Annotated in this window: 13 protein-coding genes; 6 read left to right on the top strand and 7 right to left on the bottom strand. The window is 40.7% G+C overall.

Going from position 1 to position 22,650, the window contains the following annotated elements:
- Positions 1 to 279, top strand: a complete 279-nt coding sequence (locus tag R9C00_08100) for a helix-turn-helix domain-containing protein (GenBank protein ID WPO37409.1) — start codon at positions 1 to 3, stop codon at positions 277 to 279.
- On the top strand, positions 192 to 1,007 hold the full coding sequence (locus tag R9C00_08095; GenBank protein ID WPO37408.1) for an IS630 family transposase: 816 nt from the start codon (positions 192 to 194) through the stop codon (positions 1,005 to 1,007). Before R9C00_08100 ends, R9C00_08095 begins: the two co-directional genes overlap by 88 nt.
- 422 nt (positions 1,008 to 1,429) lie before the next feature.
- Here the strand turns inward: R9C00_08095 and R9C00_08090 are convergent, their stop codons facing one another.
- The 6 genes from R9C00_08090 to R9C00_08065 all read right to left on the bottom strand — a co-directional run bounded on the left by R9C00_08090 (position 1,430) and on the right by R9C00_08065 (position 7,547).
- Positions 1,430 to 1,615: a hypothetical protein gene (locus tag R9C00_08090; GenBank protein ID WPO37407.1), complete on the bottom strand. Its 186-nt coding sequence runs from the start codon at positions 1,613 to 1,615 to the stop codon at positions 1,430 to 1,432.
- A gap of 119 nt (positions 1,616 to 1,734) precedes the next feature.
- A complete protein-coding gene (locus R9C00_08085; GenBank protein WPO37406.1) occupies positions 1,735 to 2,445 on the bottom strand; it encodes a class I SAM-dependent methyltransferase in 711 nt (236 codons plus the stop codon).
- 45 nt (positions 2,446 to 2,490) lie between these two features.
- Positions 2,491 to 2,781 (bottom strand): YciI family protein, encoded by a 291-nt coding sequence (locus R9C00_08080; GenBank protein WPO37405.1) that lies wholly within the window; start codon positions 2,779 to 2,781, stop codon positions 2,491 to 2,493.
- A gap of 35 nt (positions 2,782 to 2,816) precedes the next feature.
- Positions 2,817 to 3,911 (bottom strand): putative zinc-binding peptidase, encoded by a 1,095-nt coding sequence (locus R9C00_08075; protein WPO37404.1) that lies wholly within the window; start codon positions 3,909 to 3,911, stop codon positions 2,817 to 2,819.
- Between the two features lie 330 nt (positions 3,912 to 4,241).
- Positions 4,242 to 5,468 (bottom strand): carboxypeptidase-like regulatory domain-containing protein, encoded by a 1,227-nt coding sequence (locus tag R9C00_08070; protein ID WPO37403.1) that lies wholly within the window; start codon positions 5,466 to 5,468, stop codon positions 4,242 to 4,244.
- Between the two features lie 243 nt (positions 5,469 to 5,711).
- Positions 5,712 to 7,547 carry a TonB-dependent receptor gene (locus tag R9C00_08065; protein ID WPO37402.1) on the bottom strand — a complete coding sequence of 612 codons (1,836 nt, stop codon included), beginning with the start codon at positions 7,545 to 7,547 and terminating at the stop codon, positions 5,712 to 5,714.
- Positions 7,548 to 7,900: 353 nt separating this feature from the next.
- Here R9C00_08065 and R9C00_08060 point away from each other — a divergent pair, with 353 nt between their 5' ends.
- The 4 genes from R9C00_08060 (at position 7,901) to R9C00_08045 (ending at position 20,909) form a co-directional block, all read left to right on the top strand.
- On the top strand, positions 7,901 to 8,329 hold the full coding sequence (locus R9C00_08060) for a DoxX family protein (GenBank protein ID WPO37401.1): 429 nt from the start codon (positions 7,901 to 7,903) through the stop codon (positions 8,327 to 8,329).
- Between the two features lie 77 nt (positions 8,330 to 8,406).
- Positions 8,407 to 9,111, top strand: a complete 705-nt coding sequence (locus R9C00_08055; protein ID WPO37400.1) for a methyltransferase — start codon at positions 8,407 to 8,409, stop codon at positions 9,109 to 9,111.
- Positions 9,112 to 9,527: 416 nt separating this feature from the next.
- Positions 9,528 to 9,998 (top strand): hypothetical protein, encoded by a 471-nt coding sequence (locus R9C00_08050; protein ID WPO37399.1) that lies wholly within the window; start codon positions 9,528 to 9,530, stop codon positions 9,996 to 9,998.
- Positions 9,999 to 10,136: 138 nt separating this feature from the next.
- On the top strand, positions 10,137 to 20,909 hold the full coding sequence (locus tag R9C00_08045; GenBank protein WPO37398.1) for a leucine-rich repeat domain-containing protein: 10,773 nt from the start codon (positions 10,137 to 10,139) through the stop codon (positions 20,907 to 20,909).
- A 54-nt stretch (positions 20,910 to 20,963) separates the two neighbouring features.
- Here the strand turns inward: R9C00_08045 and R9C00_08040 are convergent, their stop codons facing one another.
- A complete protein-coding gene (locus tag R9C00_08040) occupies positions 20,964 to 22,607 on the bottom strand; it encodes a sulfatase (GenBank protein WPO37397.1) in 1,644 nt (547 codons plus the stop codon).
- Positions 22,608 to 22,650 lie beyond the last annotated feature (43 nt).

Below are 22,650 nucleotides of genomic sequence, written 5' to 3'. Positions count from 1 at the left end.
ATGGAAAAACGCTATATCACACTAAGTGCGTCAGAAGAGATGGAACTAAAAACCTTGAAAAAGCAGGGTGGTTCTGAACGCGAGCGCGACCGTGCCCATGCGCTGCTCCTGAGCAACAAAGGACATACGATAGATATGCTCAGGGACATATTCGAGGTGCGCAGGGCCACCATCTCGGAGTGGTTTGACAGATGGGAATCCTCAAAGGCGGCAGGATTGATGGATGCCCCCAAGAGTGGGCGGCCGAGTATCTATACGGTGGAAGAGCAAAAAAAATAGCATCCCTTGCCCGGGAAGGGCCTGTCACCTGTCTCCGTTTTTTTGCCCAAGAGGTCTCCACCAAGTTCGGCAAGGACGCCTGTGGGAAGACCGTCAAGCGGATATTGAAAAAGTCGGGTCTTGTCTGGAAGCGCATGCGCAACTCCCTGGAAAACAACCGTGACGAAGAGATGTTCCGTTTCTTCCAACAAGAACTCGACTGTCTGGGACAGCAGGCCCGGCAAGGGGAGATCGACCTGTGTTATTTTGACGAGACGGGGATAAGCCTGTGCCCGAACGTTCCGTATGCGTGGCAGCCCGTTGGCACGGCAAACAAGCTGCCCGCCCGGCGGGGCAACGGGGTCTCCGTCTTGGGCATACTCGACCCGTTGGCCAACACCTTCACGGGGAGCTATTACCATGGCGCGGCAAACTCGGCATGTGTCATACAGGTACTGGACAGTTTCTCCGAGACGATCACGAAGAAGACCGTACTGGTCTTGGACAACGCAGCGATACATAGATCCAAAGAGGTAGGGGAAGCTATGGGAAAATGGAAGAAAAAAGGCCTGTACCTACAGTTTATCCCTGCATACTGTCCCGAACTCAACCTGATAGAGATCTTGTGGAAGATGCTCAAGCATTATTGGATCAGGCCAAGGCACTATGCATCCATGCAATCTCTCATAGAGGCCACCTTGTACATCCTACAAAATTATGGAAAACAATATTCGATTTCTTTTGGGTAGGTACTTAAAAAAGAGATAGATACCCTTCAACCATCTCATAGTACTTAACTAGCAGTACTACGAGATGGTTATCTTTCGTCCCAAACCATCCCTCCCGTTTATCATGATCTTTACAGGAATCAAAAGCTAAGAGTTTTACGCCCGTTTTGTGGATGACCTAAGTAGCATGGAGTACCTATCGGGGCTGTAGCGGCCTTGGGCATTTACTTGTAGGAAATGCGGCCATGATATGTGCCTACTCTAGGCGTTGCCGCCACCGCAAATATGACGAATCGGTTACCAGCCATACCTTGTTCCATAAGGTCAAGTTTTTGCTCGCAGTGCTTTTGATTTGATATTTCAGGTCTCATGTAAGAAAAAGACCGTGTCGAGTCTATCCTTGTTCGAAGAGCTGGGCATCCATTATGAGACCTGCCTGAATTTTAGGAGAAAAGTCTAAAAGCGATGGAAAGCAGCCCTAACCATCCGCTTACGGGACATGCCGAGGTGGACGAGTTTGCCGTGGGCAGCCCTGATGCCAATAACCAAGGCAGGTGCATGTCTCGGAGGCCTTGGAAGTGTCCGCCGAAGGTCATTTCGACAGAGCCTATCAATGGACGATCTTCCATTCCTTGGTAAAATATATGATGGAAACACCAATTTTCTTACATAAACAATTTCTGGCAGAGGAGACTTAAACCAATTTACCTAAAAATTTAAACATACTCTAAATAAGTTCTTCAAAAAATCATTTCTTCACCGCCTTTATGCACATGAATGCGGGAAACTCATTTAGCTCCTTAAAATGCTTTGGATCAAGTTTTTCAAATTCGTCAACAGGCTTTGGCTCTATCAGTTTATCTATATAAAACCCATTGTCCGTAAGGGGAATGAGGCATTCGCCGAGGGGTCTTCTGAAACTATTTACCTCAATAGGTTTTCCAAAGCCCTGCCAAGTACACTTCACTGGCTCTACCTCAAAATACTTCGTCGAGTTGAAATAGTTAAATTCGAAAAAAGGATGTTCTATAGAAATAATCAATTGCCCCGAAGGCTTGAGCACCCTGCAAAACTCCTGAATGGTCTGCTTCCAATCTTCTACATAATGCATCGCTAAGGCACATAGCACTATATCAAAAGATTCATCTTCTAAGCTAGAGAAAGGTTGGGTAAGGTCATGGACAAAAAACTCGCCTTTCCCTTTGTTACGTTCCTTGGCAAATTTTACCATCTGTGGGCTTATATCGAACCCTGTAACGGTTGCGCCTTGGGAAAGTAGAATTTCTGCATATTTCCCCGGTCCGCAAGCTGCATCAAGCACTGTTTTACCATCCACATCAGGTATCAGCCCAAGGGTATTCGGACGATCGTAATAAGCATTATGCGGTTTGTGATCAATCTTGTCATTATAGCTTTCCGCCATACTTTCATAGGCGGAAATTATTTTTTCCTTACTCATTTTCTTTTGTTGAATAGATTGAAACCAAAACACAAAGCACAGTCCTTACCCTTCCAACAAGCACTCTAACTCTTTACTGGTCATGGTTGGGATGAATTCTGTGATGCTGTAATCTGCTAATTCGTGGATATAAAATGGGTCTTTTTCCAATGCCTCTTGTTGTTGTTCCTTGTCCTTGAGCTGCGACAAGATCACGCCGCCAGTTCTGGGTACTTTCCTGCCCGAAGCGTGGAAAGTACCCAGAGCATATTGCTCTTTCAAATAACTTACATGGTTTGCCAACTCCTCCTCTACACGCTCTATAGGCACTTTGTAGGTCAATGATACGATAAACATAAAATCTGAATTTGAAAGGTGAAAAATATAAAAATCTATGCTCCTGACAGATGCCTTAGTACCCTAGGCTGGTGCGTTACTTCATGGATAAAAGACAGTTTTTCTATGATCTTATTTGAAAAAACAAACGGGTAAAAATCTTGGTAGCCCATGCTTCTGTTGAGGCTGTTCACCGCAAACGACAAAGGGAACCACATATCTACTATCTTTTGGAAATCCTTGATTTTGTACGGATCGGGGATAGAACTGGTGCTCATAAGCAGCCGCTTTACCCCCTTCGGCTTTATGGCAATATTGAAATAACTCGCCGTCTCCAAGGTATCCATAATGTGGAGATAATGCGCCCAAGTCTCCGCCCAATCTTCCCAAGGGTGAGCTGTAGCATACTTGCTAATGTATTCTTCCGTCCAGGTTTTGGGCGTCACTATGCTGTAATAAACTTTTAGTGCTTCTTGGTAACTCTCCCGCTCATCGCCAAAAAGCAGGCGGAATTTTGCCAAGTTTTTCGGATTATCCCTAATCAGTACTTCCCAGTAATAATGGCCTACTTCGTGCCTAAAATGCCCCAAAAGCGTACGGTACTTCTCACCCATTTCCACCTTGTTTTTTACCATTTCCGCCTCATTTGCTTCTACTATATTTATGGTAATCAGCCCATTGGCATGCCCCGTCATTACTGGTTTTTCGGTGTATTTTGGGGAAAGAAAATCGAAAGCAAGCCCTCCATTATCTACTTCTGAATCTTCATCTTTTGGATATAAAGGCAGGTTCAACTTAAGCAGAGAATACGCCAAACGGTGCTTTGCTTTTTCTATCCCTTCCCATTTCGTTTTCACTTCATCGTCGTTGAGCGGTGGCACTATATTGTTCAACTCACAGGCTCTGCAATATGGTTTGTCTTGGTGGGCAGGTATCAACCAATTACAAACTCCATGCTGGTGGTTTTCACAGTATTTATATTTTTTGCGATGGTTTTTGACCTTAGAAAAAACACCATTTTGGTCGAAAGGGCGAAGCGTTAACAGGGAAAACTCTTCGGGCATAAAACCTACCGAATACTTGCATTTTAAGCAACTTGTGTTCTCAAAATAAAGAGAGTTCCCACAGTTTTGACAAGAGTATATTTTCATTGTTTTAGTCTATGTGAAAAGTCAATTGACTATAGTTTTTCTATAAGGCCAAAAATGGTTTTTTGTTCAGATAAATTGATTGATTCTTTGGGAATTATTTTTGGAGCTAGTATAGTCCCTATAGAAGTTCTGTAAACCGTAATTTTAGACAAATGATTGCTTTTCTCTACGTTTACTAATCCTCAAGTCAATGACTATCAAAAAAAATACTCTGAGAAGGGACAGACCTGGTGGAGATGCAGATCATCTATTTTATATTTCCTTTTTGTGCACTAAATTTTAGTTAAACACTATTCCCAGTTTCGAGAATAGTGTTTAACTAAAATTTATTTATTCTTTAGCAGAATTGGTTGCCTGCTTTAAAAACTCCTCTATTTTACTCAATTCATACGTCTGAGCTGGAGCATTATAGTGTTCCCAAAATTCTGGATTATAGGGTTTCGCTTGGCTTTCTACACTCTTACTAATTACAAGGTTCTTATTGAAAAGATATTGGTTGACATTTTCAGCAATTATTTTATTTATAAAAAGCTCTTTTTTAGGGTATTTAGTAAACAATAGTTCATCAGATTCCAAACCCTTAAATATACTCCAAGAATCTTCTTCTTTCTGATACTTTAAATACCATTTGCCCTTATATTCCTGATACTCAACAACAAGGTTATATGACTTTTCTTGTTGCCCATTGGAAAGTCTTCGCGAGTAATACTTCCCATTACGCATTGAGCGGCTATATTCAATTCTTACAAACGCAAAAGTATCAATATCAATAAACAGTACAGCTTTACTATTTCCTTTATTTCCAGCATTGATTTTATATACATAACTATTGCCAAATGGCAACACAGATTCAACTTCGTAGTCCCAGCCTTTCTTAACTTTAATTGGACCATAATTGAACCTTATAAAATCATCTTCTATTATATCAAAAATCAAGTTTTTACGGTCCCACTCATCGTTCCAAGGATTTTTGTTAGCTATAAAACTTCGTCTCACTTCTTGCAATTCCACTTGTGGCTCAAATTTCACGTTGTATTTCTGGTATTTTAACTTAACCGCACACTCTAGAAATTCTACATAAGAACTATCTTCGTTCTGAAGATCTCTAATAAACCCTTCAAGTATATATTCACTAGTTGGATAATTTTCTTCCAATAATTTATAAGCTCTTTTTATAATTTGTTTGGCGGTAAGTTGTTCTTCTGCGCTAATCACCACTTCATTTAATTCTAAAACCGATTCCTCTAGGTATATGACATTCTCTTTTTCAAACACTGAAGGAAGCCGCTCAACCGCATTGTAGCCAATGCTCGAAACCACAACATTTACATTGTGAAGGTTTTTAGGAATGTGAAAGACAAAGACGCCTTCACTATTGGATCTTGTCCCGTTGGACGTGTTTTTCAAATAAATTGAGGCAAATGGTATAGGCTCCTTCGTTTTCTTGTTAAGTATTTTTCCTGTTATAGTGGTGTAATCGCTTTGTGCTAAAGTGTCAACATGGATTGACATAAAAAGAAAGGCACACCAAATAACTACAGTTAGTTTCAAATACATTTCTATTGATTTAGATGTTTTAAAATACACGGCTTGGTCAAATGTTATTTGTTTTTTTCAACAGTGTTACTAGCTATGTTGTTTATTTCTAACACCTATTTTCAATCAGCTCCAGAGGGTTAAATAAAATATTGGATTAGGTTTCCCCCCACAGAATCTCATTGTATGGTTACAATTGTCCATTTACCCAAATGAGGAAAAACACAAAAAAAGCTGCGACTTCATACTCTGAAAAGCTATTTTTTAAAACCCAAAGTTCAGCTTTACACCAGCCCTGAACCAACGCCCAGGCATGGGCACTAGGTTTACTTCGGTGTATTGGGCATCGAAGATGTTGGTTGCCTCCACATATACCATGTAGGTGCTTGGTTGCCAGCTAATCCTCGAATCGGCCACGTTGTAGTTGTCCATGTTCACTCGGTCCACATAGCGAAATGTGAACTGATGGTAAATATTTTTGAAAATTTTATGCCTCAGCCCTGCTACAAACTGGTTGCGGATATTTTCCAAAGCATAGCGCGATTGGTAATCGCCACTTTCCTCTGCTTCGTTTTCGATATATACATAGCTCACGTTCAGCGATTTCACAAAGCTGTTCTCCCCTACCAATTCATCAAAGAACAGTTCAGCCGAAAGCTCTGTCCCTTTGGTTGTTAAATTGGTAATGTTGCGAGCGTTCCATTTGTCATCAGGCGTATTTTTTATCCAGTCAATCAGGTTATCCGTTTCCCTCATAAAAACATTTCCTTGCACAAAAAGCCCTTTCACAGCATGCTTCAGACCAATTTCCCCCGAAAGAGCTTCTTCTGGCTTTAGGTCAGGATTGCCTTGGTTGGCAGGGTCCACGTAGTACAAATCGGTGTAGGTTGGGATACGGAACGAGCGACCCACGTTTCCGTACAACCTCAACTTCTGCGATATTTTGTAGCCCATGTCTATGCCGGGAAAAGCATTCCAACCATAGTCCGAATACCAGTTTACATACACACCGGGAGTCATGTCGAAGCGCTCGCCCAAAAGGAAACGGTGTTCGGCAAACACACCAAAATTATCCCTTTCCCAGTCACCTAAGTTGCTGCTGTTTATGTCTTCTTTCCTTAGTTCAACACCCAAACCAGTCGTTCCCAACTTGCTTTTTATACTCGTATTTAGCTCTGCGCCATACACATTGGTTTTGTGGATATTTTCATAAATTTCTGGCTTGCCCCTCACAAACTGGTACTGGTCGTAGTTGTTCCTCCAATACACCCTTGGCTTAAAAGTGACGTTGCCTACGGTAGTTTCATAAGCTACAGCAGCCATGCCAGTTTTCACTTTTTCCCACTGCTCTGTAGCATCGGGCGAAGCATAAAATCCATTTGCCCCAAACTCGCGGGTAGTATAGCCACCTTGCAATTTGAACACGCCATTTCCAGCCTCTATTTCGGACTGATAAAAAGCATTGTTGATGAAAAAGTCGGTATTATGACGGTAGCCATCTGAAGCCTTTCGGGAAACAGAAATATAATGTTTGTTAGATTCGAAAGGTAAGGCAACAGAAGCTTGCACTCCGTATGAGCCAAAATCACCGCCAAAAGCATTGAAAGAAACCCCTCGCTGATGGGGAACTTTAGTAATAATGTTTACCGCTCCGGCAAAAGCATTTTGCCCATAAATTCTGGCCCCAGGCCCTTTCAGCACCACAATCTGTTCCACGTTATCGTAATCCATAGGAAGGTTCATGGCGTGGTGTCCCGTTTGCGGGTCGGTCATTTTCATACCGTTGAGCAGGACCAAGGTTTGTTCAAAGCTGCTTCCCCTTATGCTCAGGTCAGCTTGTACGCCCATCACCCCGCGCTGGCGGATATCCACTCCGGGAATGAACGTAAGCACTTCCACCACACTTTGTACAGGCAAGTTCTTTAGCGACTGCTTCGTAAGCACTTCCAAGGTACGTGAAGTTTCGGGAAAAGGAACAGAAAGACGGTTGCTTTCAATCACTACATCTTCCAAAATGATGGTAGTCGTGGTATCGGTTTGGGCATTAACAGCAAAAAAACCGAGTAAAAAAAAGATTAGTAATAGTAGATTTTTTTTCATTTGATGAGTGATTTAAGCCTTGGCTTGTAATAATATAAAACCATTTCAAAAGAAGATAGTTCATTAATCAATTGGTTTTCAAAAAGTTGAATCCCAACCACAGCAATACTCTTTTTTTTGTCTGCAAAGCTAGGCAGATAAGAAGGGCAATCAAATACATTTTGTAATCTTTCTTCTATGACATAGATCTTATTTTTAGCTTCAATCCTTATTTTTTAACCTTTTGAAGTTTATTTTTGGGCAAAAGAATATCACTATAAATAGTGATATATGTGGCATTGATTTAACATCGCTTTTATCTCTAACAGATAGTTGCTAATTTTGGACGTTTACTTCACATCAACAAAAATATTATGCGCGATTTTTTAATGGGGACTGCCCAAACTCAATCATCTTCTATAAACTTCAGCTTACTTCTACTTCGAATATATTTTGGCTTGTCTATGGTTTTTGCCCATGGTCTTGGCAAATTGCCCCCAAGCCTTGGCTTCATCAATAGCACCAAACAACTAGGCTTTCCCCTACCTGAAATTTTTGCTTGGGCAGCTGGTCTTTCCGAATTTGTAGGCGGTCTTTTCATTGCCCTTGGTTTGTTTACTAGACCTTCCGCGTTTTTCTTAGCAATTACCATGGGAGTTGCCGCTTTCTTGCGCCACGGCCCTGATTCATACAGCATCAAAGAAAAAGCTATCCTCTATTTTGTTGTAGCTATAGCCTTGCTGATAACCGGCTCTGGCAAGTACGGCATCGACGGCATGTTCCAACAGTCGAGAAGATATTAGACAAAGTATTTACTTTGCAACTTGTTCAAACCTGTGGATTTCACAGGTTTTTTTGTGCCTTAGTATAAAACCAACATATGGCAAATTCCTATTTTCAATTCAAACAGTTCCGCTTAGAGCAAGCCTTGGCAGGAATGAAGTTTGGGACGGACAGTGCTGTGCTGGGAGCATGGGCAAACCACCCCGACCCTTCTGCCATCTTGGACATAGGAACCGGTACCGGCATTTTGGCTTTGATGCTAGCCCAACGGTTCACATGCCCCATACACGCTGTGGAGATCGAACCCGAAGCCTCTGCGCAAGCAACTTCTAATTTCAAAAACAGCCCTTGGGCAACAAGACTGAACGTCTACCAGCAAGATATAAAAACCTTTGAAGGGGAAAATAAATACGACCTGATCGTGAGCAACCCTCCTTATTTTCACCGCTCCTTGGCTTCTCCCGACCAAAAACGCCAACTCGCTCGCCACAGCGATTCGCTCAGCACCCAAACGTTACTAAAAAAAGCAGACTCTTTACTCGGCGAACAAGGTCTTTTTTATGTGGTAGTCCCCAGTCTTTCGGCAAATGAATATGAAACACTGACAGCAAAACTAAACCTGTTCCTACAAGAGAAATTGGCAATAGTGACGGTAGAAGGTAAAAACCCCGCTCGATACGTGTTGAAGTTTGGCAGAAAGAAAACCCCACATCAGCAAAAAGTGCTTATAGTAAAAAACAAAACAGGAGACTATACAGTAGCCTACGCTCAGCTTCTGAAAGACTATTTTTTGATTTTTTAAGTAGAATTTTATGATAATTATCAATGCAATATAGGCAAGCAAATCGATTTCAATGTCTGCCTAACATTTCAATTAGCACCGTCTTTTTTTTAAGAGCTTCAAGGTAAGAATCGAATTTTCTAAAGAATTTATGGAGAAAGGCTGTCTTGGACAATATCAATTTGTATATGGAAAGAAGAGTTTGGGCACTTGAGCCAACTCAACTGGGTATGTTGAAGTAATGCACAAGGTCTATCTCCCTAAAATTAGGGAGATTTTCACCTAAGTCTCTCTAAGCGCAACACCTTTCATCTGTAAAATTCAAAACATCTCGCAACATTAACATTTGTTACCTGTGTAAGGTTTGCTACAAAACAGAATGCACATTAGATTGGGTTATAAATTGTTTTTTTCAACCATAAAATTGCACTTATCTAATGAGACTTACATTAATTACCTTGTTATCGTTCTTTATCTCCACTATCGCCTTTTCACAAGAAAACCCTAGCAAGGGAACTAAACTTGACCAAACAAAGCTCAATGAACTAGTAGAGCAGTATCGCATGAAAATCATGCAAGACACCAGCCTAGCCATCCACGAACAGTATGAAACAGTGCACAGACTAGAGATGGAACTAGAAATAGCCAAAGAACACCCCGAAATGTTACCTTCTATAGAAGAGCGTTATGGCCTAAACGGCAAGGAAGCCCCACAGCCTCAAATGGCACAAATGCAGTTGCTTTCTGGCCCGAGAATGAAACAAAGCAAGGCACTCCCCTTTGAGTACGAAGCCAACAGCGACCCAGCCATAGAAGCGGAAAACTACCGCAACGCAAAAAAAGCGTGGATAGCCGCCAACCCCGAAGAATACGAAAGGATCAAAAAAGCGCAAAGCAAAAAGCAGTAAGCACTTTCTTTCGGAAATTACATTAACCTACCACCACTATACTACTGCCAAGTACCAATCTTTGGGCACAACTAACTTTTTTAAATCAATGTCATTTTTTGACATGGGTAAACTCATTTTTGAAACTCTAAATTTGTCATGAAGAGAACTCTATCTCCAAAGCTCCTGCTGTCCTTGTTGGGCATACTTTTCTCCACCCAATTGCTATTCGCTCAAGTCGGAAGTGATTGCCAAAATGCCCAATTTATAACAGAAGGCATCCATCAAAGCGATTCAACAACATCTTTCTACAAATTCATCACCCCTTCAACTGGGCAACTGACCGTTTCCTCCGTAGGGCATACCGATGCGGACACCTACTTGGAGATCTACCTCCAATGCGGTAGCGACCTCCTAGCCTTTAGCGACGATGCCGAGGGCTTGCAGTCCAAAGCCAGCCAGCTCACCTACGCACAAGACACCTTCCTCATCAAATGGGATGCAGATACCGCTTTCGTATGGAATCTAAGTTTTGAAAGCATCGAGCCTTCTAGGAGGTTGGATTCACTGGTGTTGGTGGATATGTATTATGCTTTAGATGGGGAGAATTGGCCTGAAGAGAAGCAATGGAATTTAGCTGAAAATTTTGATACTTGGCCTGATGGTCCTTATTACATTTCAAATGACAGAATATATTCACTCTATTTTTCTGGTAACCATGTACATGGTAAAATCCCGAGAAGTATTGGGCTTTTAAATGAATTAAGCATTTTTGGATTTTCTTCAAACAATGTAACGAGATTGCCATATGAAATAGACTATCTATCCAGCTTGAGAAATATGTATCTCGACTATATAGATGTAGATATTATTTTACCCAAATCATTTGAAACCCTTGAACAACTCTCAGAACTTAGGATATTTTATGAATACGATAATCAATCTTTGGTTAAATTCCCGATTAGCATCACTACTTTACCTCAACTAAAAATTTTATCTATTTCAGCCTCTAAATTTGAAGACTCTCTACCTACAAGTATAGGTAATCTTAAAAGTTTAACATCAATTTATTTAGACGGAGAATGGGAAGATAAAACGTTTCCAATATCTCTCATCGAATTGAAAAATTTAGAAAGCCTATCAGTTACCAATGGAAATATTGAAGGAACATTACCAGAAGAAATAGGAACTCTAAAAAATCTCAGAAGCCTAAATTTATATTCCAATAAATTCACTGGAGACATCCCTTCTACATTTAACCAACTTACAAACCTTCAATCACTTAATTTATCCCAAAATAATTTAACTGGGGGAATCAATGTGCTTGCTGAACTTTCTAACCTCAATATTCTATACCTTTCTGACAATCAATTCACCCAAGTGTTTCCTATCGAACTTTGTAATATTATTGCTCTACACGAGTTAGATTTATCTCAAAATTCATTTTATGGAAGCATTCCTAAAGAAATAGGTAATTTAAAAAACTTAACTGATCTCTATCTTAAGCAAAATGATTTTGAGGGCGAATTCCCAAATAGTTTTGCAAATAACATTGACTCTCTTTACATATTTAACATAACTCAAAATAGATTTACTAATATTCCTGATTTGACTCATTGCTTCGATAGAAGTAAAAAACACTATTATAGAACAGTTGAATTAAAAAACAACAAGTTAGACTTTTCATCTATTTTCCCGAATCAAGCACTTAAACATATAATCAACTTTTCAGTACACCCCCAAGCATCAATTGAAATCAAAAATGACACTATATGGGGAACTCAAAACCAACCTCTTGAAATAGTATTAGGTTTAAAAGAAGAGTCCAAAGTTGAAGGACTGAAGTACAATTGGTATAAAAACAATAATTTTTTCCAAACGACAAATTCCGACACATTAGAAATCAAAGAACTGACTCCTGATATGTTTGGAACATATTATTGTCAGATAGAACACGATTCTGTCCCTGATTTTTTCCTTGAAACTACGGAGATACAAATCGTTCCACAAAATAGTTTGGATTGCTCTAGCTATCCATTTATAACCGAAGGCATCCACCAAAGTGATTCAACAACATCTTTCTACAAGTTCATCGCCCCTTCAACTGGGCAACTCACCGTTTCTTCTGTGGGGCATACCGATGCCGACACTTACTTAGAAATCTACCTCCAGTGCGGTGGTGAGCTACTCGCTTACAATGACGATGCAGAAGGATTGCAGTCCAAAGCTAGCCAATTATCCTACGCACAAGATACTTTCCTTATCAAATGGCAATCTGATAAGCCTTTTGATTGGGAGCTTAGATTTGAATCTATCGAACCTTCTAGGAGACTGGATTCGTTGGTTTTGGTTGACATGTACTATGCACTAGATGGTGAAAATTGGCCAGATAATAATAAATGGGATTTTTCAACACCAATTGATTCTTGGGCAGGTATATATTTCCTAGGTACTAACGATAGGGTTGATCGTCTATACCTTTGGGAATCATTTGAATACGGAAAAATATCAAGATCTATTGGTTTCTTGGAAGAGTTAAGAGATCTGCGTATTTCATATGCTCAACATTTACATGAACTACCTAATCAAACAAAAAATCTAAGTAAATTAACAAATCTTGAAATCAATAACATTCCTGAACACTTTTTATTTCCAGATTCTTTAATCCAATTAAAGAATCTATCCCTTTCATTCTATAACAGCAATTCTCATATTCCGAGTTTTGTCAATCAATTAAGCTCACTTAAACAATTATTTCTGAACAACTTAACCATATATGATGATGAATTGAATGGAATTTCTAATATCCCTTTAAGTCACTTAAGGATAAAGAGCTGTAACCTAAACAACATGTTCCCAAAACAAGTAACGAAAATAAACACATTAGAAATTTTATATCTTACCAATTGTGAAATAAAGGGACAAATCCCCCAAGAATTAAATAACCTAACTAAACTTGAACAACTTTTTATTTATGAAAACGAGTTTAATGGGATAGAAACAGGAGCTTTGTCAAAGCTTAATGACCTGATGCTTTTTGATGCAGATCACAACAATCTTACGTTTGATATACTCGATGAGCTTTCAAACCTCAATAACCTACAAATTTTAGACTTGGGATTCAACAATTTTTCAGGAGCCTTACCAGCATCCATAAATAAACTAGCAAACCTTGGGCGATTATCACTTTATAAAAATAATGTATCAACCATTGAAAGTAATTCTTTATCATTACTACCCGAGCTTTACTTTCTCGATCTCTCATACAACAATCTTGTAGATACTATACCAAGTGAAATTTTTAAGATAGAAAAACTCAGAACACTATCCTTAAACAATAATAACCTCAAAGGTGAAATCCCTTCTAGTTTTAAAAACTTAAAAAATATTACATCATTAGACTTATCAAACAACAAGTTTTTTGGTAAAATACCTGATTTTATTAATGACTGGAGCAACTTACAAACTCTTAAACTAGGTAACAATGAGTTTGAAGGGGATTTCCCTCAATTATCATCAGATAAAATGACCCGTTTTGATGTTCACAACAATAGGTTTACTTCAGTTCCGTTGATAGCCGACATCTTCAAATCAGCTCAAGATTATTCTGTTAAACAATTCAAGGCAGAAAACAATAGACTTTCCTTTTCATCATTAATTCCAAATTTTAATTTTAAAGATGGCATATACGACTTCAGCATCTCTCCCCAAAAAAGCATTCCTTTCTCATCAGACTCACTAAAAGTTGGAAGAGAAGGCGACAAGCTCATCACTTGGGGCATAGACAAGGATGTTACGGGGAGTACCTACAAGTGGTTTAGGGGCGGTTCGTTGGTGGCGACTACTTCTACCGATACGCTGTTCTTTACCGAGTTCGACCCGTCACTTTCGGGTACGTACCATGCCAGCGCTACGAACGTAAACGTACCTGACCTTACGCTCTATAGCGATACGGTATTTGTGGAGGTGCAGGAAGTTTCAGGCTCAGACTGTGAGTCTGCCCAATTTATAACCGAGGGCATCCACCAAAGCGGTTTAGACACCTCTTTTTACAAGTTCATCGCCCCTTCTACTGGACAACTCACTGTTTCCTCCGTGGGGCATACCGATGCCGATACCTACTTGGAAATCTACCTCCAATGCGGTGGCGACCTCCTCGCCTTTAGCGACGATGCCGAGGGCTTGCAGTCCAAAGCAAGCGAGCTATCCTATGCACAAGACACCTTCCTCATAAAATGGGACGCAGGCTCCACTTTTGAATGGAATTTAAGCTTCGAAAGTATCGAGCCTTCTAGGAGGTTGGACTCGTTGGTATTGGTTGATATGTACCATAATTTGAATGGGGAGAATTGGAGCTTTAAAAGGTGGGACTCTTTGAGGTCAATGAATTACTGGAATGGTATAGGATTAAGAGATGAAAGAGTACAATATTTAACCCTTTATGATTTAAACTTATCTGGTCAATTACCCCGAACAATTGGTTTATTAAGTAAACTAAGATCATTATATATCAGAAATACAAGCAAAGTCAAAGGGATACCTGAAGAAATAATCCATCTATCCAAATTGGAATATCTATATCTATATCAAATAAATGATACATTTAAATTTGATTACAACCTGAATCTTTTAAAAGGTATAAAGCGACTAACACTAACCGCTTTAAAAACTCAAAACGAGCCCCATAGATACATTCCAGACTTTGTCAAAGAATTGACTAATATTGAAACCCTCTCACTAGGTAATTATATTCTTCTTGAGGAAGATCTAAACCGTTTTTTAGAATATTCAATTACTGGGCTTACCTTCGACCAATGTAATCTTGGAACTAAGTTTCCATTATCTGTTACTAGAATTAATGAGCTAACTCAACTAGGGATAATCGATTGCAATATTGATGGAGACATTCCAGCTGAATTGAGTAAACTCAAACACTTAAGTTACTTAGACTTAAGTAAAAATAAATTGGTAAGTATATCAAAAGATGCTTTTCCTATTATTGGTCAACTTCACTATCTAAATTTATCTAATAATGAAATCAGGCAAGAACTTCCTGACAGTCTTTTTAGAACCTCTGATTATTATTTACCATACAATTATCATTTATTTTACCTTAATCTATCTAACAATGAATTTTATGGTAAACTCCCTTCTAGTTTATCCTCTTCAATAGCTTTATACGACATTTTTGTAGATAATAATAATTTTGAAGGTAGCTTTCCCAACATTGAATCATCATCGATATATCACTTTAAAGCCGAAAAAAACAATTTTACCACCTTCCCAAATATTGTAGAAAAACTATCAGGTTATTATTCCACATTTCATATTGACAATAACAAATTAACGTTTTCATCTATTCTTTTAAATTTAAATAAAGATAATACCTTATTAGATTACAGCATCTCCCCACAAAAAAACATCCCCTTCCAGTCAGACTCGATGATGGTCGGTGGCGAAGGCGAACAGTTTATCACTTGGGGCATAGATAAGAATGTTACGGGGAGTACGTACGAGTGGTTTAGGGGAGATTCGTTGGTGGCGACTACTTCTACCGATACGCTGTTCTTTACCGAGTTCGACCCGTCGCTTTCGGGAGGGTACCATGCCAGCGTTACGAACGTGAATGTACCTGACCTTACGCTCTACAGCGATACGGTGTTTGTGGAAGTTGAAGAGGTTAAAGGCCTAGATTGTGAGTCTGCTCAATTTATTCCCGAAGGAATATATCAAACTGAAAACACCCTAGTCTATTACAAATTTGTAGCACCTTCATTGGGCAACCTTGTTATTTCTTCTGTATACCATACAGATGCGGATACAGAACTTGAAATATACAAAGATTGCGAAAGTAGCTTAATCGCATATAACGATGACTCTGATGGCTTACAATCAGAATCCAGCCTCCTTACTGATGTTCAAGATACTTTCCTAATCAAATGGGCTTCTGACAAAGCCTTCCAATGGGAAATAAGATTTGAACCTTTGGAGCATTCTAGAAAATTAGACTCACTAGTTTTAGTGGACTTTTATCATGCTACTAATGGGGACGAATGGGTAAAAAACAATAACTGGTTAAGTACTAACCCAATAGATAATTGGCTAGGGATATCCACAAGCTCATCTGGCAGAGTGAAAGGAGTTGACTTTATTAATTCAGGTGCAGCATATAATAATTTATATGGAGTACTACCAAACTCCATACAATATTTATCAGAAATTGAAATTTTTAATGTTAGATCCAATGAATTGTATGGAAGCTTGCCAGAAGGAATGAGAAATTGGTCAAAGCTAAAACATCTTGATATCGTCCTCAATAATTTTGAAGGCAATCTTCCAGAATGGATTTCAGAATTAACCAATCTTGAAACCTTAGAAATAGGAGCTAATAAATTTACAGGTTCTATCCCAGAAAGTTATGGTAAACTGATTAACCTCCAAGATCTCAGACTTTTTGTATCGGACTTTGAAGGTCCAATACCTGAGTCCTTCGGTAATTTAAAAAAGTTAAAAATTTTACACCTTTTTAATAACAAACTCAGTGGAAAAATACCAAGCTCGATAGGCAACTTAATTAATCTCGTAAAATTTGAAGCAGAAAACAATAAGCTAGAGGGCAATATACCTACTTCAATTGGCAAACTTTCTAACCTGCAGAAATTAGAATTATATAACAATGAATTGACTGGAAAAATTCCATCAACAATAGGACAACTTCAAAAATTGAATTGGCTTGAATTAAGCACAAATCAATTGAATGGAAATATACCTGACTCAATTACCTATTTAGATTCACTAGAATACCTATTCTTAAATAAAAACCATTTAACGGGTTCGATACCAAACAACATTGGCAATTTAAAGAAAATCAATACAATTCTATTAAACGACAATTTCATTGAAGGGGAAGTTCCTGAAAGCCTAAATAAACTAAAGGACATCAAATATTTTCAGGTTTATAACAATAAATTACATCACCTTCCAAAACTGACAATTTTTCATAATTTCGATGATATTCATATGAGATTATATATCAAGAGCAACTTTTTTACTTTTGAAGATTTTACCCGAAACTCTCATTTAAACATAAAAGCAGGTCTCCAAGCACAAAAAACCATCCCCTTCCAGTCAGACTCGATGATGGTCGGTGGAGAAGGCGACAAGTTCATTACTTGGGGCATAGACAAGGATGTTGCGGGGAGCACGTACGAGTGGTTTAGGGGAGATTCGTTGGTGGCGACTACTTCTACCGATACACTGTTCTTTACCGAGTTTGACCCGTCGCTTTCGGGCGAGTACCACGCCAGCGCGACGAACGTAAACGTTCCTGACCTTACGCTCTTCAGCGACACGGTGTTTGTGGAAGTGCAGGAAGTTGCCGAGGAACTGGCATTCTACCGAGCGGTAAACCTTGCCGGTGAAGCGCTTACAATTGATGGTTATGACTGGGAATCGAACTATGCAGCTGACTTAGCTATTCGGGGCAGCTCTTACAACATGAGCTGGCTGCCACTGAACGACGCTCCTGCCGATGCCAACAAACTTGCCATGTTGGGCAAAGCACTTATCAAAGATCCAAATGGAGCTGGAGCAGATATGCTCAATGTACCAGAAGGCACTTATTCGGTGTACCTGTATGTGATGGAATGGGAAGGGAATAAGCAATACGACATAAAACTTAATGGAGAGATAATAGAAGATGACTTCGGTCTGGAAGCCAAGGAATGGAAAAAGCTCGGCCCTTGGGAAGTTGCGGTAACCGATGGAAAGATCAGCATTGAGACCGAGGGCGGAAAAGCGGCGCTATGCGGTCTGGAAGTTTGGTCTGGAAATGCCGACACTCCTGAACCAGGCGATACCATACCTCCAACTGTTCCGGAAAATCTACGAGCCGAAAACATCGCCATGACCTCGCTTAAGCTCCTTTGGGATGCCTCTGCGGACGAAACAGCTCTCGCTGGTTACGAAGTTTACCAAGACGGGCAAAAACTAGGCGAAGAACTCATTACCGAAACAGAATTGTTCATTGATAGCCTTGAGATCGATACTGAATATAAGTTCATTGTATTGGCGAAAGACTCGGCAGGCAACTCTTCGGATACTAGTGGAACTCTAACTATCAGCACGTTACCTCCACTACCAACTGTCCCTACAGCTCCATCTGAATTAGCAGTTGCTGAAACAGATGGGCAGCTCAACTTCACTTGGACGGATAACTCGGACAACGAGCTTGGCTTTGTGATAGAAAAAAATAGCAATGGCAACTTTGAACTTCTCGATAGCTTGGCTGCAGGAACGTCTTCCTACAACCATGCCATAAGCCCAGCAAACGATACCCTGTTTACCTTTAGGGTGAAAGCATGGAACAACCACGGAGAATCTGAATATTCCAACGAAGTTGATTGGGAAGAAACAGAGCCAACTGGAATTAATTTGGAAAGTGGCTTAGTAGTTTACTATCCTTTTGATGGAGATACTAAAGATTATTCTACCAACCAACAAGATGGTACGCCTGCAAACATCACTTTCGCTGAAGACAAGTTGGGCAATGCTAGTGGAGCAGCTCAGTTTGACGGAACAAGTAGCTACATCGATTGTGGCTACCACCCAGACCTAAAAAGGTATAGTTCTGATTTCTCTATCAATGTTTGGGTGAAATTGAATGCCTATTCAGAGGTAGCAGGCTCAGTAATCCTTTCCAACAGAGCTAATGGCACTCCCTTCAAGGGTTCTTCACCTGCTATTGAAGGAAAAGGAAATGCTACAGGTCAGTGGGGACGCCCAGCGCTCACGGTTAAAGGTCTGAATGAAAGTAGTCAGGTTATGGGAAATCAAACCTTAAGTTTGGACGCATGGTATATGGTTACATATACTTTTAACTATAATTCAAATGGGTACAACACTGGAAAAGTATACATCAATGGTGTGTTAAGTGGGTCAAATAGTCTGATGGAAAATGTAATTGACCCTGGTTTTGCTAATACTTATATTGGTTTTGAACCTACATTGGACGTACCAAATGGCTACCACTTCAATGGAGCGATGGACGAAATGAGGGTTTATGATAGAGAGCTAAACGAAGAGGAGATCCAAGCACTTCACGATGCAATGAACCAACCTGTTGAGGAAGAGCTAGAGCTATACCGAGCAGTGAATCTTGCAGGCGAGGCACTCACCATCGACGAGCTTGATTTTGAATCGGGTTATGCCACGAACCTTGCTATAAGGGGTAGTTCGTACAACATGAGCTGGATCCCACTCAACGATGCACCTGCCGAGGTCAACAAAAATACGATGCTGGGCAAGGCACTGATAAAAGACCCTTCGGGTGCAGGTATGGATATGCTCAACATTCCAGAAGGCACCTATTCGGTGTACCTGTATGTGATGGAATGGGAAGGCAACAAGCAATACGACATAAAACTGAACGGAGAAGTTGTAGCGGACGATTTTGGATTGGAAGCCAAGGAATGGAGAAAGCTCGGCCCTTGGGAAGTGGACGTGACCGATGGGAAGATCAGCATTGAGACCGAGGGCGGAAAAGCGGCAATTTGCGGCTTGGAAGTATGGAAAGGAACAGGAACTCCTGCTCCAAAAGATACCACGCCTCCTTCTACACCGAGGCATCTTTCAGCCAAAAATGTCACTTACAATTCATTGACACTAATTTGGGAATCGTCTACAGATGACGTTGCACTTGCAGGATACGACGTCTTTGAAGGAAGTACCAAGCTCAACAGCGAATTGGTAACCGATACCGTGTTCGATGTGACAGACCTTTCCGAAGAAAGCGAATATATTTTCAAAGTTTACGCAAAAGACGAAGCAGGAAACAGATCGGAAACTAGTGATACAGCTTGGATATTTACTCCTGCTAAACCAAAAGTAGCACCTGCTGCACCAAGTGGCTTAGTTGTTACCAAAATAGATGACCAATTGGAGTTAACATGGTCGGACAACTCGGATAACGAGCTTGGTTTTGTACTCGAATCCAAAACGTATGGGAATTTTACGGTACTTGATAGCTTGGGTGAAGGGTTCATCTCCTACATAATGAGCACCCCTACTGACTCGGTGGCTACCTTTAGGCTGAAAGCTTGGAATAACACTGGGGAGTCCAGCTATAGCAACATCGCAACATGGGAGAAATCGGAAGAACCAGAACCTCCAACCGAAGAACTCGAACTTTACCGAGCTGTGAACCTTGGCGGTGAGGCACTCACTATTGAGGGCAATCCTTGGGAAGCAACTTATTCAGCTGACCTTGTGAACCATGGTGGATCTTATAACATGGGCTGGATTCCTCTCAACGATGCCCCTACCGAAGCCAACAAGAACACGATGCTTGGCAAGGCACTCATTAAAGAACCTGAAGGATCAGGAATAGAAATGAACGAAGTACCGAACGGCGAGTACCAGGTCTACTTGTACGTGATGGAATGGGAAGGCAACAAGCAATACGATATTAAGCTGAATGGAAAGATAGTAGAAGATGACTTCGGCTTGGAAGCCAAGGAATGGAGAAAGCTCGGACCTTGGGATGTAGATGTAACCGATGGCAGCATCAGCATTGAGACCGAAGGTGGAGAGGCTGCCCTCAGTGGCTTGGAAGTTTGGGCAAAAGGAAGCTTCGCCAGAAAAGCTTCTATTGGAATAGCTAGCGGCTTTGCCCCTACTTTTCAACCAGAATTCAATTCATATGAAGCTTACCCCAACCCAACCAGCGGGTTGCTCAATATAGAAAGCCCGCAAGGAAATGGGGAAACCCTTAAGATCAGGGTGACTGATTATACTGGTAAGCTGATTCTTGAACAAGATGGAAAGGCAGGCGAACTGATCACCATCGATCTTTCTACTGCGCCTAGCGGTATGCTGCTCATCCAGCTCGTTTCTGATCAGGGAACTTCTCTGAAAAAAGTGTTAAAACAGTAGATTATAAATCTGGTCGACGAATGATCCCCGGAGTGCGAGCTTCGGGGATTTTTTTTACTCCGGCTTCGGAAACTCTCGCATCCTGCTGTACCGAATATAGCTATCAAATATTTCCTTATCTGGGCCAACGACCCGAGGGTCTTGAGTTTCTGTTAGCTTGGCAAACAAGGCTTTTTTCAGTTCTTTTTCCACTACAGCCAAGTTTTCATCTCCACTCAAATCAGTAATACAGTAAGGGTCTTTTTTAATATCGAAAAGCTCAAATTCTTGCCGTTTGGCTGTCGCCCATCCAAAGTACTTTTTGAATTTCGGGTTCTCTCTGTTCTCTACTATAAAGCTTTTGGTTGGGATGGCATCGATATCGGTATATGCCCAATCACTGTGGAATTTCCCATCATCATCTATTCCATACATGGGCAATAACTCGCCTTTAGTTTCAGGTTTGATCCTTTGAGGAGCTCCAGCCGGCCACCTATCAGGTTTTGCGTTCCATACTAGCAAATAATCCTCGCTTCGGATCATTCGTTGCGGATAACCCCAGTTTTGGTACCGAGATGAGGAGTGGCGCTCCCTGCCAGAAAAAGCGTATTTATTTGATTCATGAACCATTCCTTCCTTATCAGACTCCAAAATATCACGGATACTTTTCCCCGAAATAGCCATCATCCCTTCAGGACTTGTTCCTGTCATCTCCAAAATGGTCGGTGCTATATCGGTAAAATCAATCACATCTCCCACCACCCTCTTGCCGGGAAAACTTTTTGGGTAGCGAACTGCAAAAGGCACATGGATTCCGTATTCATACCCATTCGCTTTAGCCCTTGGAAAAGGCATCCCATTATCGGCTGTAACGATCACGATGGTGTTATCCAATTCCCCTATTTCCTCTAGGTAATCGAGCATCCGCATCAGGTGCAAGTCGAACCATTCTATTTCCACTGCATAGTCCAGCAAATCGCCTTGGGCTACATCTACATCGGGCAAAAAACCCGGAACTTCGGCTGACTCCAACTGCTTTTGGTTTTTCTTCCAAGAATACTGCTCGTAGGGCAAATGTGGTTCATGCCCTCCGTACCAAAAGAAAAATGGCTCATCGGTTACCACAGAATCTAAAAAGAATTTAAAGTTGGCAAAGTAGTTTTTTGAACTTATCCCGCCTCCTGTCCGCTCATCGTTGTCTTTTCCATAAGTAATATTGCTGTGGAGTTTCCCTCCCGGATCGCTCGCTCTCCAAGTCGGATTTTCTCCGTTTTTATCGAAATAAAAAGGTCCAACCCCTTTTCCAGTCCGCCCGGTTTTGTAGCCATTTGCATCGAGTAAATCTATGAATGGAACATGCTTTTTCATCCACGAGGAAGCATGTTGCCCCGATTGTTCATTTTGCCAAGGGTAGCGCCCTGTTACTATAGCACTCCGGGAAGGGGCGCAACCCGGAGAACCTGCTATGCAATTTTTAAAATAGATCCCTTCGTTGGCAATTCGGTCGAAGGCGGGGGTATTTACAAACTTAGCCCCAGCAAAACTTGTGTGGGCAAAGGACTGGTCGTCGCTAATAGCAAATAGAATATTGGGACGTTTTTCTTCGGTTTGAGCTTCTTCTTTTGTAGAATTACAAGCACTTAAATAAAGCAAAATAAGGAGTAAAGGCAATGTGAATTTCATAGTAAGTTCGTAAGGGATTTGAAAAGTTTTACTCAAGCTAAAAAGCTTAGAAGCAAAAACAAAGACAAGCAAGAGAATT

Source organism: Flammeovirgaceae bacterium SG7u.111, assembly GCA_034044135.1.
GTDB lineage: Bacteria > Bacteroidota > Bacteroidia > Cytophagales > Flammeovirgaceae.
Note: the sequence above shows the minus strand (reverse complement) of the source record. Positions and strands in the feature narration are given on the sequence as shown.

Excerpts from the sequence above, each read along its gene's own strand:
- R9C00_08100 (WPO37409.1), top strand. The coding sequence starts at position 1 with ATGGAAAAACGCTATATCACACTAAGTGCGTCAGAAGAGATGGAACTA.
- R9C00_08095 (WPO37408.1), top strand. The coding sequence starts at position 192 with ATGGGAATCCTCAAAGGCGGCAGGATTGATGGATGCCCCCAAGAGTGG.
- R9C00_08090 (WPO37407.1), bottom strand. The coding sequence starts at position 1,615 with ATGGAAGATCGTCCATTGATAGGCTCTGTCGAAATGACCTTCGGCGGA.
- R9C00_08085 (WPO37406.1), bottom strand. The coding sequence starts at position 2,445 with ATGAGTAAGGAAAAAATAATTTCCGCCTATGAAAGTATGGCGGAAAGC.
- R9C00_08080 (WPO37405.1), bottom strand. The coding sequence starts at position 2,781 with ATGTTTATCGTATCATTGACCTACAAAGTGCCTATAGAGCGTGTAGAG.
- R9C00_08075 (WPO37404.1), bottom strand. The coding sequence starts at position 3,911 with ATGAAAATATACTCTTGTCAAAACTGTGGGAACTCTCTTTATTTTGAG.
- R9C00_08070 (WPO37403.1), bottom strand. The coding sequence starts at position 5,468 with ATGTATTTGAAACTAACTGTAGTTATTTGGTGTGCCTTTCTTTTTATG.
- R9C00_08065 (WPO37402.1), bottom strand. The coding sequence starts at position 7,547 with ATGAAAAAAAATCTACTATTACTAATCTTTTTTTTACTCGGTTTTTTT.
- R9C00_08060 (WPO37401.1), top strand. The coding sequence starts at position 7,901 with ATGCGCGATTTTTTAATGGGGACTGCCCAAACTCAATCATCTTCTATA.
- R9C00_08055 (WPO37400.1), top strand. The coding sequence starts at position 8,407 with ATGGCAAATTCCTATTTTCAATTCAAACAGTTCCGCTTAGAGCAAGCC.
- R9C00_08050 (WPO37399.1), top strand. The coding sequence starts at position 9,528 with ATGAGACTTACATTAATTACCTTGTTATCGTTCTTTATCTCCACTATC.
- R9C00_08045 (WPO37398.1), top strand. The coding sequence starts at position 10,137 with ATGAAGAGAACTCTATCTCCAAAGCTCCTGCTGTCCTTGTTGGGCATA.